This window comes from Sphingomonas sp. ASV193 (genome assembly GCF_040203355.1).
Classification (GTDB): Bacteria; Pseudomonadota; Alphaproteobacteria; order Sphingomonadales; family Sphingomonadaceae; genus Sphingomicrobium.
In genome coordinates this window covers 493,824-506,285 of record NZ_JBEHBW010000001.1, presented here as the reverse complement: position 1 = coordinate 506,285, position 12,462 = coordinate 493,824, and the positions used below count along the sequence as shown (strand labels likewise).

The following is a 12,462-nucleotide window of genomic DNA, read 5'->3' as shown; positions in this document are numbered from 1 at the left end:
GGGGTCAGTCGCCGATCGAGACGCGCGCCGCCTCGACCCCAAGCGAACGCGCGCGGGCACGGGCGCGGCGAAGCAGCGGGTAGTCGTCCGCTTTCTCGGCTTCCAGTTCGGCCGCGAATCGGCCCGAGCGCACCTCGGCGAGGATGTCGCGCATCCGCTGCCGCACCGATTCGTCGACGATTTTCGGCCCACCGAGCACCGCGCCCAGCTCGGCGGTATTGCTGATCGCTTCCCGCATCCCGGCGATCCCCCGTGCCTCGACCAGCTCGGCGAGCAGCTTCAGCTCGCCGACACATTCCATGTAGGCGATTTCGGGGGCGACCCCGCCCTCGACCAGCGTGTCGAACCCGGCGATCAACAGGTCGGGGACCGCGCCCCACACCACCGCCTGCTCGTTGAACAGGTCGGCTTCGCACTCTTCGGCGAAACTGGTCTCGACCATCCCTGCGCGCCCGCAGCCAAGCGCTCGGCCATAGGCGAGCGCCGTGTCGCGCGCGCCGCCGCTGGCGTCCTGCGCGACCGCGAACAGCGCGAGCATACCCTTTCCGTCGAGGTAGAGCGAGCGAAGCGCGGTGCCGGGCCCCTTGGGCGCGACCATGATGACGTCGAGGTCGGCGCGCGGGGCGACGAGCCCGAAGCGGATCGCCAGCCCGTGGGCGAAACCGAGCGTCGCGCCGCGCCGAAGATAGGGTTCGATCGCGCCGTAGGCGGCGCTCATCGCCTCGTCGGGGAGCAGCAGGAACACCGCGTCGGCGCCGTCGACCGCGACCCGGCGCGAGGCGGCGGCAAGTCCGTCGTCGACCGCGCGGGCGAAGCTGGGCGAGCCTTCGCGCAGGCCGACGACCACGTCGATCCCGCTGTCGCGCAGGTTCAGCGCCTGAGCGCGCCCCTGGTTGCCGTAGCCGACGATCGCGACCCGCTTGCCCGCGAGCGGGGCGGGGTCGATGGCGGGATCGAGGATGCGCTCCATCGCGTCGGACTAGCCCGCGGGATCGAGCAGCGCCAGCGCGCGGCCCATCGCGCCGGGCGAATCGAGCGGCGTGTCGAAGCGCGGCCAGTCGGCGGGGGGCTGGTGCGCGAACCAGGTATATTGCCGCTTGGCATAGCGCCGGGTCGCCTGGACCGCCGCGGCGATCGCCGCCTCGCGCGTCCCGCCTTCGCGATCGAGCGCGAGAAGCTCGCGGACCCCGATCGCGCGCATCACCGGCAGGCTGGGGTCGAGGTGGCGCGCCGCGAGCGCCCGCACCTCGTCGAGCGCGCCGGCGGCGATCATCGCCGCGAACCGGGCCTCGATCCGTTCGACCAGCCAGTCGCGCGGCGGAAGCAGGATGATCGGGCGCAGCGCGACACGCTCGGCGATGCCGCCCTCGCGCCTCGCCTGCCACTGGCCGATCGTCCGCCCGGTCGAGCGGACGACTTCGAGCGCACGAGCGATTCGCGCGCTGTCGCCCGGGGCCAGCCGCGCCGCCGAGACGGGATCGAGCCCGACCAGCAGCGCATGGTTCTCGGCGGTCGAGGCGCCGCGCACCTGGTCGCGAATCGCCGGGTCGATCGGGGGCACCGGCGCGATTCCGTCGAGCAGGGTGCGAATGTAGAGCCCGGTGCCGCCGACGAGGATCGGCAAGCGGCCGTCGCGATGGATCGCCTCGATCTCGGCGCGCGCGAGCTCGGCATAGGCGGCGGCGGAGCAGGGGAGGGCGCCGTCACGCGTGCCGAACAGCCGGTGGTCGGCGCGCCGCCGTTCGGACGGTTCGGGGGCGGCCGACAGGATCGGGATGTCGGCGTAAAGCTGACTGGCGTCGGCGTTGACGATCACCCCGCCGGTCCGCTCGGCCAGCGCCGTGCCAAGCGCGCTCTTGCCGCTCGCGGTCGGACCGGCGATGAGCACGAGAGGAGGACGCGAATTGGCCATTGCGACGGTGATAGCAGCCGGACGGCTCGATGACAGGCTGCTCGGCGCGGCGCTTGATGCCGTGCCCGGTGCGCGCTTCGACCGCTGGATCGACGAGGGCGACGCGGCCGATCTCGCCTGCGACGGCGAGCCGGCGGCGATCCGCGCCGCGCTGGCGGCGATCGCCGGGCTCGACGTCGCGATCCTGCCCGATCGGCGCCCGGCCTATCGGCTGTTCGTTGCCGACATGGATTCGACGATGATCGGGCAGGAATGCATCGACGAGCTCGCCGACTATGCCGGGGTCAAGCCGCAGGTCGCCGCGATCACCGAGCGGGCGATGCAGGGCGAGCTCGACTTTCGCGAGGCGCTGGCCGAGCGGGTCGCGCTGCTTCGTGGGCTCGATCGCGGGGTGATCGACCGCTGCCGCGACGAGCGGATCCGCCCCAATCCGGGAGCGGCGACGCTGGTCGCGACGCTGCGCGCACACGGGGTGAAGACCGCGCTGGTGTCGGGCGGGTTCACTGCCTTCGTCGAGCCGATCGCCGAAGAGCTCGGCTTCGATCGCTCGCGCGCCAACGTGCTCGGGATCGACGGCGTCCGGCTGACCGGGACGACGGTCGGCGAGATCGTCGACGGGTCGGCCAAGGAGCGATTCGCCCGCGACCTGGTCGAGGAGACCGGCGCGTCGGCGGCACAGCTGATCGCGGTGGGGGATGGGGCGAACGATTCGAAGATGGTCTCGCTCGCTGGGCTCGGGGTCGCCTACCGTGCCAAGCCGGCGCTCGATGCCGTCGCCGACGCGGCGATCCGCCACCACCCGTTGACCGCGCTGCTGTGGATGATCGGCATCCCGAAAGCCGCGTGGGTCAGGGTGCCTTGACCGGGAAGCAGGGCTGCGGGCGAAGCCGCGCGCAGGCCGCGGCGGCCTCCTGCTTCGAAAACGGACCGGCCTGCAGCCGGATCACCGCGCCGACCGGGATATAGTAAGCGCCGGCCCCGCCGAGTTTGCCCGCGAGATGGCCGTAGAGCGTCTCGGCCGCGTGGCGGCTCGAAAAGGCGCCGAGCTGGATTCGCCATCCGCCACCCGCTGCCGAGGCGACGGGCGTGGGCCGCGGTCTGGCTGTCGCGGGAGGCGGGGGGGGCGGCGCCGGCTTCGCGACTTGTGGTTTTGCCGAGGGGACCGCGACCGGCTTCGGCGGGACCGGGCGCGCCGCGACCGGCTTGGCGGCGGGCTCGGGCCGTCCTTTCGCCACCATCGCCTGCGCCATCGCCACGCCCTGTTTGCGGCGTTCGAGCGGCATCATCGAGTCCATGTCGGCAAGCGTCGCCTTGGCGGGTTCGAGCCCCCTGGCGGCGGCGCGGCTGACGTAGGCGTAGGCGAGCGTCGGGTCGGCCGCGACCCCGTCGCCGTTATAGAGCGCGGTACCGTAGAGCAGCATCGCGCGCGGCTCGCCCGCCTCGGCCGCGAGCTTGAGCCAGCGCATCGCGCCGACCTGGTTGCCGTTCTGGAACAGCAGGATGCCGAGGCTGGTCGCGGCATCGACATGGCCCTTGCGTGCGGCGACCTCGAACCATTTCTGCGCCTCGGCGAGGTTGGGCGACACCCCCTTGCCTAGCCGGTAGGCCTGGCCGAGGTTGAACGCCGCGTCGGCATCGCCGCGCACCGCGAGCGGCTTCCACGCCGTGACCGCGCCCGCATAATCCTGCTTTTGCCAGGCGCTGATCCCCGCCTTGACCGATTGCGCGCCCGCCGGTCCGGCCAGCGCGGCCCCGGCCGCCAGCAGCAACATGCTGAAACGCTTCATCTTCTTTCCCCGCTCATCCCGCTCCGTCGTGGGCCGAGCCTAACCGCTGTCGCCCGCCGCCAACAAGGTCGGAACGACATTAACCAGTTTTTAGGGGCTCGCGGCGCACATCGCAGTCCGAGCAAGCGCTTTTGGCGAGGGGAATGGAATGCGCGTTCTGGCTTTGGCATCGCAGAAGGGCGGGTCGGGTAAGACCACCCTGTCCGGACATCTGGCGGTGCAGGCACAGCTGGCCGGGGCCGGCCCCGTCTGCCTGATCGACATCGATCCGCAAGGTTCGCTGGCCGACTGGTGGAACGAGCGGCAGGACGACATGCCGGCCTTCGCCCAGACCACCGTCGCGCGCCTCGCGAGCGATCTCGAGGTGCTTCGCCAGCAGGGCTTCCGCCTTGCCGTCATCGACACCCCGCCGGCGATCACGATGGCGATCCAGAGCGTCATCGCGGTGGCCGAGCTGATCGTCATCCCGACTCGCCCGAGCCCGCATGACCTTCGCGCGGTCGGCGCCACCGTCGATCTATGCGACCGCGCCGGAAAGCCGCTGATCTTCGTCGTCAACGCGGCGACGCCCAAGGCCAAGATCACCTACGAGGCGGCGGTCGCGCTCTCGCAGCACGGCACCGTCGCCCCCGTCACCATCCACCACCGCACCGACTTCGCCGCCTCGATGATCGACGGCCGCACGGTGATGGAGGTCGATCCGCAGGGCCGCAGCGCCCGCGAGGTGACCGAGCTGTGGGACTATATCTCCGACCGGCTCGAAAAGAATTTCCGCCGTACCGTGTTCGCGGCCCCCGGCCAGGCACCGGGGATCGGCCAGGCGGCCTCGTCGCCGCGCCCGGTCGGCGGCTTCGGCCGCCGCGTGGTCGGCTGAGCGGGAGCGTAACCATGAACACCGAACCCAAAGTCTTCGCCTCGCTCTCCTCGGGTCTGCTGGCGCGCAAGGGCGCCGCGCGCCCGGCGATGCGGCCGCAGGGCTTCGGCGGGCAGACCGGCGCGGGGCTCGACGACCTCGGCTGGAACGACATGGGCTTCGAAGCCCCCCGCCCGGCGATCGCGCCGGTGCGCGATGAGCATCACGACGCGTTCGGCGAGGAAATCCAGCCCGCGCCGCTGCGCAGCCCGCTGGCCGGCCTGACCCCGGTCGCCTCCCCGGTCCACGACCAGCATGCCGAGCTCAAGGAAGTCTTTGGCCGCGACTACAGCGACGACGGCGAGGATTCGCCCGACGAGACCGCCGAGCCGTGGAACCCCGACGCCGATGGCGAGCCCGCCGCTTCACTGACCCCGACGGTGGCACGGGTCGCCCCCGCCGCGCCCGCACCGGTCGCCGCCCCGGTTCGCCGTCACCGACCGCGCGCCGCGCCGGGGAGCAAGGGCAAGGCGGCGTTCACGCTGCGCCTCGACGCCGACCGGCACCTGAAGCTCCGGCTGGCCTGCGCGGTCGGCGGGCGATCGGCCCAGCAGCTGGTCACCGAAGCACTCGACAAGCTCCTCGCCGACATGCCGGAGCTCGATACCATGGCTGAAAAGGCGCCGAAGAAGCGCACGGCCTGACCCTGGGAAGAAAGACGAAGGGAGTGGGGACGATGAGGAAGGTACATGGGGTGGGCGCGGCCCTGACCGCGGTCGGCCTGATCGGTTCGCTCAGCGCGTGCAGCAGCATGGGCTCGAAGCAGGCCTCGACCGGGGCGTTCGGCTCGAAGATCGACACGTCGAACATCGGCCTCGCCACCCGGGCGCAGCTCGCGCTCAAGTCGAACGACGTGCCGGGCGCGATCGCGCTCGCCGAACGGGCGGTGGCGAACAGCCCGCGCGACGCCGGTTTCCGCGCGCTGCTCGGCAATTGCTACCTCGCCGCCGGGCGGTTCACCTCGGCCGACCAGGCCTATAGCGACTCGCTCGCGCTCGTCGGCACCCAGCCGCAGGTCGTGCTCAAGCTCGCGCTGACCCGCATCGCCACCGGGCGCAGCGCCGACGCGGTCGCGCTGCTCCAGGATGCGCAATCCTTTCTCGATCCGTCCGACGTCGGGCTGGCGCTGGCGTTGGCCGGCAACAGCGATGCCGCGGTCCGCCTGCTCGAGGAGGCGGCGCGCGCGCCGGGCGCGGACGGGCGGATTCGCCAGAACCTCGCCTTCGCCGAGGCGCTCGGCGGTCACTGGGACGATGCCCGCGCGATCGCCGCGCAGGACCTCCCCGCCGACCAGGTCGAAGCGCGGGTCCAGCAGTGGCTCGCCTATTCGAAGCCCAGCAACGCGGCGGCCAAGGTCGCCAGCTTCATCGGCGTGACCCCGGCCGCCTCGGACGCCGGACAACCGGTCCGCCTCGCGCTCGATCCGAAGGCCGCCGGCGAAACCCGCCTCGCGGCCGCCACGCCGGTCGCGCCGGCCCCGGTCGCCGCGCCGGTCGTGGCTGCGGCTCCCGCGCCAGCCCCGGTCGAGGTCGCCACCGCCGCCGTCGTCCCGCCTCCCCCGCCGCCGCCCGCACTCCCCGCGCCGGTCGTCGCCGAGGCCGCCGCGCCGATCGAGGCGCCCGCGGTCGTCATTCCGCACGCCAAGCCCGCCCCGGCGCCCAAGCCGGTCCGGCTCGCGCAGGCACGCCCCGGCCTCACCGCCGGCGCCGCCCGCTTCAACCAGAGCGTGCCCGAGCTTCACAAGGCCGCGCTTCGCCTCAACGGCAAGGGCGGGTCGGTGGTTCAGCTCGGTGCCTATTCGTCGCGCGAGCGGGTCGCCGCCGCGTGGAGCAAGGCGAGCGGCCGCTTCAGCCAGCTCAAGGCTTACCAGCCGGTGACCGCCAGCTACGCCTCGCCGGTCGGCATGGTCTATCGCCTCTCGGTTCGCGGCTTCGCCTCGAACGGCGCGGCGAGCAGCCTGTGCGGCGCGATCAAGCGGTCGGGCGGGACCTGCTTCGTCCGGGCGGCGTGGAACGACGCGCCGGTCGCGGTCGTCTCGCGCTAATCTTCGTCAGTCGCGGCGGTCGGCGGTCAGGAGGTCGAGCACGGCCATCCGCACCGCCACCCCCATTTCGACCTGGCGGGTAATCAGCGAGCGCTCCGGATCGTCGGCGAGCGCGCCTTCGATCTCGACCCCGCGATTGATCGGTCCCGGGTGCATGATCACCGCTTGCGGCGCCGCGCTGGCGAACCGCGCGGCGGTCAGCCCGTAATTCTCGAGGAATTCGCCCGGCAGGTCGCCGAGGTCGTCGGCCAGCCGTTCGCGCTGGATCCGCAGCATCATCACCGCGTCGGCGCCCGCGACCGCCGAATCGATATCGGTCGCGTCGGCGTCTTCGGGCAGCAGCGACGGCGGCCCGGCGAGGCGCACCTCGGCCCCCAGCCGCTCAAGCAGCTTGCGGTTCGACCGCGCGACCCGGCTGTGCCGGATGTCGCCGCAGATCGCCACCTTCAGCCCCTCGATCCGCCCGAAATGCCGGCGCAGCGTCGCCGCGTCGAGGAGTGCCTGGGTCGGGTGCTCGCCCGTCCCGTCGCCGGCGTTGATCACCGGGCAGTCCATCAGCGCCGCGACCTCCGACGGCGTCCCGCCGGTGCCGTGGCGGATGACCAACGCGTCGGGGCGCATCGCGTTGAGCGTCCGCGCGGTGTCGTCGAGCGTCTCGCCCTTCTTGATCGAGCTATGTTCGACCTGCATCGTCACCACCTGCGCCCCGAGCCGGTTCGCGGCGATCTCGAAGCTAAGCAGGGTGCGCGTCGAATTCTCGAAAAAGGCATTGATCACCGTCAGCCCGTCGAGCCGGTGGTCATTGCGCCGCCGCTGGCGGTTATAGTCGAACCAGCGCAGCCCTTCGGAAAGGACGCGTTCGATCTGGTCGTCGCTGAGGCTGTCGATCGATGTAAGATGCATCGAAGCGGGGCTCTTAATCGTGCGAAGGCAGGTTGGCCAGCGCGTCGATCGCGCCTTGCAGGATATGCGCGGCAGCGTGGGCGTCGACCTTTTCCGCGCGCTTGGCGCGGCTCATGTCCTGGTCGATCATCGCCCGTTCGACCGCGAGCGTCGACCAGCGCTCGTCCCACAGCAGGATCGGCTTGGCGAGCGGGGCGAGGTTGCGCGCGAAGGCGCGGACCGACTGGGTGCGCGGCGAATCGCTGCCGTCCATGTTGAGCGGCAGGCCGACCACCAGCCCGGCAAGCGACGCGGCGAAAATGCGGAGCTGTTCGAGGTCGGCGGTGAACTTGGTCCGGCGAAGCGTCGCCTGCGCGGTCGCGAATCGCCATTCCGAATCGCAGGTCGCGAGCCCGATCGTCTTCGTCCCGACGTCGAGCCCGCCGAGCCGACCCCCGTCGACTCCGAGCGCCACGAATTCCGCGGGGGTGGTCGCGATCACGTCTTCTGCTCGAACTGCGCCAGCCGCCGGGCGACGTCCTGCCTGAGGTTCGCCCAGAACAGCGCATAGTCGAACACATGGTAGTTGTTGCCCGGCAGGACGTAGGGCCCCATCGCGGCGGTCGAGCCGTCGACCAGCAGCAGCCCGTCCGAGCAGGCCGCGCCGACCAGTCCGCGCTGGAGGCTGGCGTCGGTCATCGAAGCATTGGGGACGAGCGCGCCGAGGTTCGCCTCGGGCGCGCCCTGGCCGCCGGGGACCGGGTCGAGCGGGTTGACGCAGGCCATGTCGGCACGGGCGCGCGGGCCGCCGGTGAAGCCCTTCGAAGCCTGCCAGTCGTTGAGGATCAGCGACGGGTTCGCGGGCGAGCCGAAGCTCTGGTAGGAGACAACGCAGCCCGACTGCTCGGGCCGGGTGCAGGGCAGAACCCCCATCGCGGGCAGGTCGGATTTTACCGACAGCGGCCAGCCGATCAGGTAGGCGGCGACCAGCCTCCCGCGCAGCGCGTCCTTGCGATCGACCATCAGCCGCGAAAGGTGGAGCGAGCCCTGGCTGTGCCCGGCGAGGATGATCGGCTTGCCCGGATTGGCGGCGAGGAAGGCGTCGAACGCCTTGAGCACGTCCTTGTAGGCCAGGTCGAGCGCCGCGTCGGCATCGGGGGTGCGCAGGAGGAACGCGCCGAATGCTGCCTGGCGGTAGCGCGGCGCCCACACCGTCGACACGCCGTTGAACACGCTCGCCTGCGTCTTGGCGACAAGCTTGAGCTGATTCTCGGTCGCCGCGTCGGCGTGGAGCGGCGCGTTCCACCGGTCGGTATGAAGGTAGGTGGTCGGGTGGACGTAGAAGGTCGCGGCGGTCGCGACCTGGTCCTCGGCCTTGAACCCCTGCGGCAGCCACTGGACCAGCCCGTCGGTGATCGCCGGCTGCGCGAGCCACGCATCGGCACTGGCATAATCGGGGCCGGCATCGTCCTTGGGCGGCGGCTGGAAATGGCCGGTCGGGGTCGCGCCCGCGACAAGCGCCTTGCTGCCATATTCGAAGAACAGGAAAGCGCCGACGACCGCGAGCAGGATCAGGATCGTAAGGCAACCGAGGAAGCGACGGACCATCGCCGCCTGCTAGCCGCGCGCCTTGGCCTCGGCAACTCGCTTGAAGGGGCGGGGAGGTGCGGCTATCGCGCCCCCCATGTCCGTTTCCGAAAAAGAGGTGCGCCACGTCGCGAAACTCGCTCGCCTCGCGCTCAGCGAGGCCGAGATCGCGAAGATGGTGCCCGAGCTCAACAACATCCTCGGCTGGGTCGAACAGCTCGGCGAGGTCGACACCGACGGGGTCGAGCCGCTGACCGCGGTAATCGACAACAAGCTGCGGCTTCGCGACGACGTGATCGACGCCGACCCGCTTACCGGCGGGGGCGTGCGCGACAAGGTGCTCGCGAACGCGCCTGACGCACAGCATGGCTTCTTCGCCGTCCCCAAGGTGATCGAATAGTGAGCGGCCTGACCGACAAGACCATTGCCGAGCTTCGCGACGGGGTTCGCGGCGGCGACTTTTCCGCGCGCGAGGTCGCCGAGGCGTTCAATGCAGCAGTCGAGGCCGGCGGCCAGCTCAACGCCTGGACGGTGACGACGCCCGAGCTCGCGCTCGAGGCGGCCGACGCGGCCGACGCCGCGCGCGCCAGGGGCGAGCTCAAGCCGCTGTCGGGCGTCCCGCTCGGCATCAAGGACCTGTTCTGCACCGAGGGGGTCGACAGCACGACCGGTTCGAACATCCTCAAGGGATTCAAGCCGCCCTACGAGAGCACGGTCAGCGGCAAGCTCAAGGCCGACGGCGCGGGGATGCTTGGCAAGCTCAACATGGACGAGTTCGCGATGGGCTCGTCGAACGAGACCAGCGCCTACGGCCCGGTCATCTCGCCGTGGAAGCGCAAAGACGGCGGCAATGCCGCGCTGACCCCGGGCGGAAGTTCGGGCGGGTCGGCGGCGGCGGTCGCGGCGGGGATGGCGCCGGGAGTGACCGGCACCGACACCGGCGGCTCGATCCGCCAGCCCGCCGCTTTCACCGGCATCTGCGGGATCAAGCCGACCTACGGCCGTTGTTCGCGCTGGGGAATCGTCGCCTTCGCCAGCTCGCTCGACCAGGCCGGGCCGATGGCGCGGACCGTCAAGGACTGCGCGATCATGCTCGAAAGCATGGCCGGGTTCGATCCGAAGGACGCGACCAGCCTCGACCTGCCGGTGCCCAACTGGGAAGCCGGATTGTCGAGCGATCTAAAGGGCAAGCGCGTCGGAATTCCCAGGGAATATCGGATCGACGGAGTGCCCGACGAGATCAACGCGATCTGGGACCGCGGGATCGAGTGGCTCAAGGACGCGGGCGCCGAGGTTGTCGACATCTCGCTGCCGCACACCAGATACGCGCTGCCGACTTATTACATCATCGCGCCCGCCGAGGCGTCGTCGAACCTCGCCCGCTACGACGGGGTGCGCTACGGGCTGCGCGACGTGCCCGAGGGCGGCAACCTTGACGCGATGTACGCGACGACCCGCGACGACGGCTTCGGCGCCGAGGTCAAGCGGCGGATCATGATCGGCACCTATGTGCTGTCGGCGGGCTTCTACGACGCTTATTTCACCAAGGCGCAGAAGGTGCGCACGCTGATCAAGCGCGACTTTCGCGAGGCATTCGCCAAGTGCGACCTCATCCTCACCCCGACCGCGCCCTCGGCGGCGTTCGGGCTCGGCGAAAAAATGAGCGACCCGCTGGCGATGTATCTGAACGACGTCTTCGCGGTCCCGGCGAGCCTCGCCGGGCTGCCGGCGATGAGTGTTCCGGGCGGGGTCGACGGACAGGGGCTGCCGCTCGGGCTTCACCTTATCGGCAAGGAACTCGACGAACAGAGCGTGCTGAACGCGGGCCTCGCGATCGAGGAACGCAGCGGCTTCAAAGCACGGGCGGAGAAGTGGTGGTGAGCGACTATCGGATCCACGGCGAGACCGGCGAGTGGGAGGTCGTGATCGGCCTCGAAGTCCATGCGCAGGTCGTTAGCAACGCCAAGCTGTTCTCGGGCGCGGCGACCGCCTTCGGGGCCGAGCCGAACACGCAGGTCAGCCTGGTCGACGCGGCGATGCCGGGGATGCTCCCGGTGCCCAACCGCGAGTGCATCCGCCAGGCGGTGCGCACCGGCATGGCGATCGACGCCAAGATCAACAAATGGTCGCGGTTCGACCGGAAGAATTACTTCTACGCCGACCTTCCGCAGGGCTACCAGATTTCGCAGCTCTACCACCCGCTGGTGGGCGAGGGATCGGTCGAGGTCGAGCCTGAGGGCGGCAGCCCGCGCACCATCGGGGTCGAGCGGATCCACGTCGAGCAGGACGCGGGCAAGCTGATGCACGACCAGCACCCGACGATGAGCTACGTCGACCTCAACCGCTCGGGTGTCGCGCTGATGGAAATCGTCAGCAAGCCCGACATGCGTTCGCCCGCTGAAGCAGGGGCTTATCTCCGCAAGCTCAGGGCGATTCTCCGCTATGTCGGGTCGTGCGACGGCAACATGGAAGAAGGCTCGATGCGCGCCGACGTCAACGTCAGCGTGAGGAAGCCGGGCGATGAATTCGGCACCCGCACCGAAACCAAGAACGTCAACTCGGTCCGCTTCGTGATGAACGTGATCGAGCATGAGGCGCGGCGGCAGGTCGAGCTGATCGAGAGCGGCGGCACGGTCGCGCAGGAAACCCGGCTGTACGACCCCGACCGGAACGTCACCCGCACGCTCCGATCGAAGGAAGACGCGCACGACTATCGCTACTTCCCCGACCCGGACCTGCTGCCGCTCGAACTCGACGACGCTTTCCTCGAGGAATGCCGCAAGTCGATCCCCGAGCTGCCCGACGCCAAGCGCAAGCGCTACGAAATGCTCGGGATCAGCGCCTACAATGCCGGCGTCCTGACCGCCGAGGTGGAGACCGCCGGCTGGTTCGATGCCCTGCTGGCGACCGACGTCGACCCCAAGCAGGCGTCCAACTGGACGGTCGCCGAGCTGTTCGGCGCGCTCAATCGCACCGGCGCGACGATGGCGACCTGCCCGGTCTCGCCCGCTCATGCCGCCGAACTGCTCAAGCTGGTCGCCGATGGCACCATCTCGGGATCGATCGCCAAGACGGTGTTCGAAAAAATGCTCGAGAGCGGCGAGCCGGCGGGCACGATCGTCGAGCGCGAGGGGCTGAAGCAGACCAGCGACACCGGCGCGATCGACGCCGAGATCGACAAGATCCTGTCACAGAATGCCGACAAGGTCGCCGACTACAAGGCGGGCAAGCAGCAGCTGTTCGGCTTCTTCGTCGGCCAGACGATGAAGGCGATGGCGGGCAAGGCCAACCCGGGCGTGGTCAACGAACGGCTGCGCGCGAAACTGGGGTAGGCCTT

Annotated in this window: 13 protein-coding genes; 7 read left to right on the top strand and 6 right to left on the bottom strand. The window is 70.4% G+C overall.

The window, feature by feature from the left end:
* Positions 1-4: 4 nt before the first annotated feature.
* Entirely contained in the window at positions 5-970 is a 966-nt protein-coding gene (gene ilvC, locus ABDK56_RS02615; RefSeq protein ID WP_349806499.1) for a ketol-acid reductoisomerase, read from the bottom strand.
* Between the two features lie 9 nt (positions 971-979).
* Positions 980-1,912 carry a tRNA (adenosine(37)-N6)-dimethylallyltransferase MiaA gene (gene miaA / locus ABDK56_RS02610; RefSeq protein WP_349806498.1) on the bottom strand — a complete coding sequence of 311 codons (933 nt, stop codon included), beginning with the start codon at positions 1,910-1,912 and terminating at the stop codon, positions 980-982.
* Between miaA and serB the strand changes: the two genes are divergently transcribed.
* Positions 1,905-2,774 carry a phosphoserine phosphatase SerB gene (serB, locus tag ABDK56_RS02605; RefSeq protein WP_349806497.1) on the top strand — a complete coding sequence of 290 codons (870 nt, stop codon included), beginning with the start codon at positions 1,905-1,907 and terminating at the stop codon, positions 2,772-2,774. The two genes, miaA and serB, sit on opposite strands and share 8 nt — an antisense overlap.
* Here the strand turns inward: serB and ABDK56_RS02600 are convergent.
* Positions 2,761-3,699: an SPOR domain-containing protein gene (locus ABDK56_RS02600; RefSeq protein ID WP_349806496.1), complete on the bottom strand. Its 939-nt coding sequence runs from the start codon at positions 3,697-3,699 to the stop codon at positions 2,761-2,763. The genes serB and ABDK56_RS02600 overlap by 14 nt on opposite strands.
* Positions 3,700-3,847: 148 nt before the next feature.
* On the opposite strand from ABDK56_RS02600, the gene ABDK56_RS02595 reads away from it, so the two are divergent.
* The 3 genes from ABDK56_RS02595 to ABDK56_RS02585 are packed head-to-tail and all read left to right on the top strand — an operon-like array spanning position 3,848 to position 6,656.
* Positions 3,848-4,573, top strand: a complete 726-nt coding sequence (locus ABDK56_RS02595; RefSeq protein ID WP_349806495.1) for an AAA family ATPase — start codon at positions 3,848-3,850, stop codon at positions 4,571-4,573.
* Between the two features lie 14 nt (positions 4,574-4,587).
* A complete protein-coding gene (locus tag ABDK56_RS02590; RefSeq protein ID WP_349806494.1) occupies positions 4,588-5,256 on the top strand; it encodes a hypothetical protein in 669 nt (222 codons plus the stop codon).
* 32 nt (positions 5,257-5,288) lie between these two features.
* Positions 5,289-6,656, top strand: a complete 1,368-nt coding sequence (locus ABDK56_RS02585; protein WP_349806493.1) for an SPOR domain-containing protein — start codon at positions 5,289-5,291, stop codon at positions 6,654-6,656.
* Between the two features lie 6 nt (positions 6,657-6,662).
* Here the strand turns inward: ABDK56_RS02585 and ABDK56_RS02580 are convergent, their stop codons facing one another.
* Genes ABDK56_RS02580 through ABDK56_RS02570 form a run of 3 tightly spaced genes read right to left on the bottom strand, consistent with a single transcriptional unit; the run spans position 6,663 to position 9,146 of the window.
* Entirely contained in the window at positions 6,663-7,559 is an 897-nt protein-coding gene (locus ABDK56_RS02580; protein ID WP_349806492.1) for an aspartate carbamoyltransferase catalytic subunit, read from the bottom strand.
* A 13-nt stretch (positions 7,560-7,572) separates the two neighbouring features.
* The gene (gene ruvX, locus ABDK56_RS02575) at positions 7,573-8,040 is read right to left on the bottom strand and encodes a Holliday junction resolvase RuvX (RefSeq protein WP_349806491.1); all 468 of its coding nucleotides are present in this window, start codon (positions 8,038-8,040) and stop codon (positions 7,573-7,575) included.
* The gene (locus ABDK56_RS02570) at positions 8,037-9,146 is read right to left on the bottom strand and encodes a DUF3089 domain-containing protein (RefSeq protein ID WP_349806490.1); all 1,110 of its coding nucleotides are present in this window, start codon (positions 9,144-9,146) and stop codon (positions 8,037-8,039) included. The genes ruvX and ABDK56_RS02570 overlap by 4 nt, the downstream gene beginning before the upstream one ends.
* A gap of 76 nt (positions 9,147-9,222) precedes the next feature.
* On the opposite strand from ABDK56_RS02570, the gene gatC reads away from it, so the two are divergent.
* Genes gatC through gatB form a run of 3 tightly spaced genes read left to right on the top strand, consistent with a single transcriptional unit; the run spans position 9,223 to position 12,457 of the window.
* On the top strand, positions 9,223-9,525 hold the full coding sequence (gatC, locus tag ABDK56_RS02565) for an Asp-tRNA(Asn)/Glu-tRNA(Gln) amidotransferase subunit GatC (protein WP_349806489.1): 303 nt from the start codon (positions 9,223-9,225) through the stop codon (positions 9,523-9,525).
* A complete protein-coding gene (gatA, locus tag ABDK56_RS02560; RefSeq protein ID WP_349806488.1) occupies positions 9,525-11,006 on the top strand; it encodes an Asp-tRNA(Asn)/Glu-tRNA(Gln) amidotransferase subunit GatA in 1,482 nt (493 codons plus the stop codon). The genes gatC and gatA overlap by 1 nt, the downstream gene beginning before the upstream one ends.
* Entirely contained in the window at positions 11,003-12,457 is a 1,455-nt protein-coding gene (gene gatB, locus ABDK56_RS02555) for an Asp-tRNA(Asn)/Glu-tRNA(Gln) amidotransferase subunit GatB (protein ID WP_349806487.1), read from the top strand. The genes gatA and gatB overlap by 4 nt, the downstream gene beginning before the upstream one ends.
* Positions 12,458-12,462: the final 5 nt, after the last annotated feature.

Coding starts and splice junctions, on each gene's coding strand:
- ilvC (WP_349806499.1), bottom strand. CDS start 970: ATGGAGCGCATCCTCGATCCCGCCATCGACCCCGCCCCGCTCGCGGGC.
- miaA (WP_349806498.1), bottom strand. CDS start 1,912: ATGGCCAATTCGCGTCCTCCTCTCGTGCTCATCGCCGGTCCGACCGCG.
- ABDK56_RS02600 (WP_349806496.1), bottom strand. CDS start 3,699: ATGAAGCGTTTCAGCATGTTGCTGCTGGCGGCCGGGGCCGCGCTGGCC.
- ABDK56_RS02595 (WP_349806495.1), top strand. CDS start 3,848: ATGCGCGTTCTGGCTTTGGCATCGCAGAAGGGCGGGTCGGGTAAGACC.
- ABDK56_RS02590 (WP_349806494.1), top strand. CDS start 4,588: ATGAACACCGAACCCAAAGTCTTCGCCTCGCTCTCCTCGGGTCTGCTG.
- ABDK56_RS02585 (WP_349806493.1), top strand. CDS start 5,289: ATGAGGAAGGTACATGGGGTGGGCGCGGCCCTGACCGCGGTCGGCCTG.
- ABDK56_RS02580 (WP_349806492.1), bottom strand. CDS start 7,559: ATGCATCTTACATCGATCGACAGCCTCAGCGACGACCAGATCGAACGC.
- ABDK56_RS02570 (WP_349806490.1), bottom strand. CDS start 9,146: ATGGTCCGTCGCTTCCTCGGTTGCCTTACGATCCTGATCCTGCTCGCG.
- gatC (WP_349806489.1), top strand. CDS start 9,223: ATGTCCGTTTCCGAAAAAGAGGTGCGCCACGTCGCGAAACTCGCTCGC.